1 protein-coding gene is annotated in these 2,381 nt (G+C 59.5%); it reads right to left on the reverse strand.

Going from position 1 to position 2,381, the window contains the following annotated elements; genetic code table 11:
• Positions 1-220: 220 nt before the first annotated feature.
• Positions 221-1,006, reverse strand: coding sequence for a hypothetical protein (locus CT676_RS43440; protein ID WP_135217331.1), 786 nt, complete (start codon positions 1,004-1,006; stop codon positions 221-223).
• Positions 1,007-2,381 lie beyond the last annotated feature (1,375 nt).

Consider the following 2,381-nt stretch of genomic DNA (forward strand, 5'->3'; position numbering starts at 1 on the left):
TGCCGCGTTCAAAGGCCGGACATATGACCGCACCGTCATCCCTTGTTCAACCAGAGAAAGATCTTGCAGCCCGGGCCGTTCCACATATGAGTCAGAGCCAATTTTACAGGCCGATTGACACCCCGACGCCATAGCTTTAGATCCGTCTTGCTGAGCTTCTGCTCAGAGGCCGCAGTTTCGATCCGCCCTTTCATTCTCGAGTTGGGGGGCGGTCGCGGCATTAGCGCGGCCATGGCCAGGACAACGACGATTGCGGCTTTTTGGATTGCGGCCGGGCCGGGGTTGGCGCCGGCTTTGGTGCCTGGGCGACCTTGGCCGGCTGCCGCGGACGCGGCAATGGTACTTCTGTCACGACCCTTGGCTCTTGCGGGATCGATCTAGTCTCTTCGATCATGTTTGGCGCGGAAGCGTTGGCAGTGATGCGGGCGAGCTGTTCTTGGCTTGCGTTGATGCGATCGATGAGCGTCTGGCTTTCGCGCCTCATCTGGATCTGCATCGCCTTGATCTCGTCGACGAAACCTTTGTTGCGTGCCGTTTCTTCCTGGCTCGCCTTGAGTTGGCTCGCGACATTTACATTGTCGTTGACCAATTGCTCTTGAGTCACCTTGAGCTGTTCGACCGCTTGCTTCAAGGCAGCGAGATCGCGCGTCATCGACTGGAACTGCTGCGCCAAGTCGGAAACCAGGGCGATGGCAGACTGCGATGCGTCTTTTCGCCCCGCGGCTTCTCGGGGGCTCAGCGTCGCTGCAGGGTCCGAGGGGGCCGTCATCGCCGGATGAGCGGAGGACGACCACCACCAAGCAGCAACACCGGATGCCGCCAACAGAGAACAGATTAAAGCCACAGAGCGCCGCTTCGCCAATTGATGGTTCGTTGCCGGTTGGGCGCGAGATGTTTCCATGGTGGTCGGCTGGTCCGAGGGACTGACCTCCGCTGCGCGCTCCAGGTTCGAAAGCTCTTCCGCGATCTGCCGTTCCGCGATCCCGTCGTCCAGCGTGGAAGCCACTTGGTGCTCTCCGTATTGCGGCGCCCAGGGGCGGCGCCGCGCTGTGCTAAAGCTTGACTGTCTCGCCCTCGAACAAATTTATCACCTGCGCGCGATAAAGTGCTGAAAAAGTGCCCTCCGAGCGCGCTGGCGAGGAGAAGGCCCCTTTTAGGGGCGCAGAGCTGGGCCCGGAAGCCGATAAAAGCCGAGTAGCGCAGGCGCCGTGATAGCTAAAAGGGCATTGTCGCGATTGATCAGCGGCGGCGCGATGGCCTGTCACTAATCAGCCATCGGACGTGTCCGTTAGCAGAACGATCACTTTGGCCAAAGGCCGATGAGGCTTTCAAAGGTCCGCTGCTTGCGGCCCAAGCTGACGGGCTCACAAAAAAGGACGTAGAGAAACGTAAAAATCCAAGCCATTCCCAACCCCCAAAGTGTTTGTGGGCAGACCAGTGAAGCCTACCGGCCCTCCGTCCCTCGACCCAGCGGAAGGTGGACACCCTGGGCATTCCAGCTCGGACAGCTGGGAAGCGAGCTCGGCCATGCGACGAACAAAATCATCTACGCGATCACTGTGCTTTCAGGCCGCTGGGAGACGCGCCGCGTGTTGGCTTGAGTAAGGAAGCCTAGTAGGCTTGCGAACTCGGGCGAGCCGCCGCCAGGCCACACTGCACGGTGGACTGATTGAGGAGTTCTTATGAGAAGCTGGATTGGGGTGGCGCTTATCGTAGGTGTAATGTCATTGGCATCGACGGCACTACTGACGACGTCCGCAGCAGCGCAGCAGCAGATCATCAGCCAAAGATCAGGGTGTTGCAGAACTGTTGATTTTGCCCCGCGTCGCCGACACATTGCGCGCTACCGAAACGTTGATCGGTCATATGTGGGCTTCCACTATCGCCCCTACCTAGTCTCCTCCTGCGCTTACGCGCAGCCGTACTACCTTCGATCATACCCATGTAACGGGCCGGTGCCGTACGCATTCGGGTTCAGGCACGATCCGGTGTGGTGGTGAAGAATGCGAAGGTGGGGCGGGTGTTGGGGTAGGTTGCTCGCCTTGGTGCCCGGCTGAGAGGATCGGACCTTAGACTTCGGCCGCACCAGCACTCCCGGCGCTCTAATCCGCAATTGGAGCGGCAGGCGGGAGCATTGAGGGGCTGGAAAGCAAGCCGTGCCATGTTCGCCCCTTAACGACAACGGGTAAAACAGCGGACTCCGGTAATCATACGGTGCATTTTCGGAACGGGGTGTTCTACTGTGAGAACACCGGCGAGATTTAAGTACCGAGAGATTTTTTAGTCGTTCGTGAAGAACTGGCGGCGGCGCCCGGCTCAAGCGGTGTTTCGAGCCGGGACGGTCTCGAAGAAGGCTCGGATGATGACACGCAAGAGCTCTG

Source organism: Bradyrhizobium sp. MOS001 (genome assembly GCF_004634465.1).
In the GTDB taxonomy this organism is placed as follows: domain Bacteria; phylum Pseudomonadota; class Alphaproteobacteria; order Rhizobiales; family Xanthobacteraceae; genus Bradyrhizobium; species Bradyrhizobium barranii.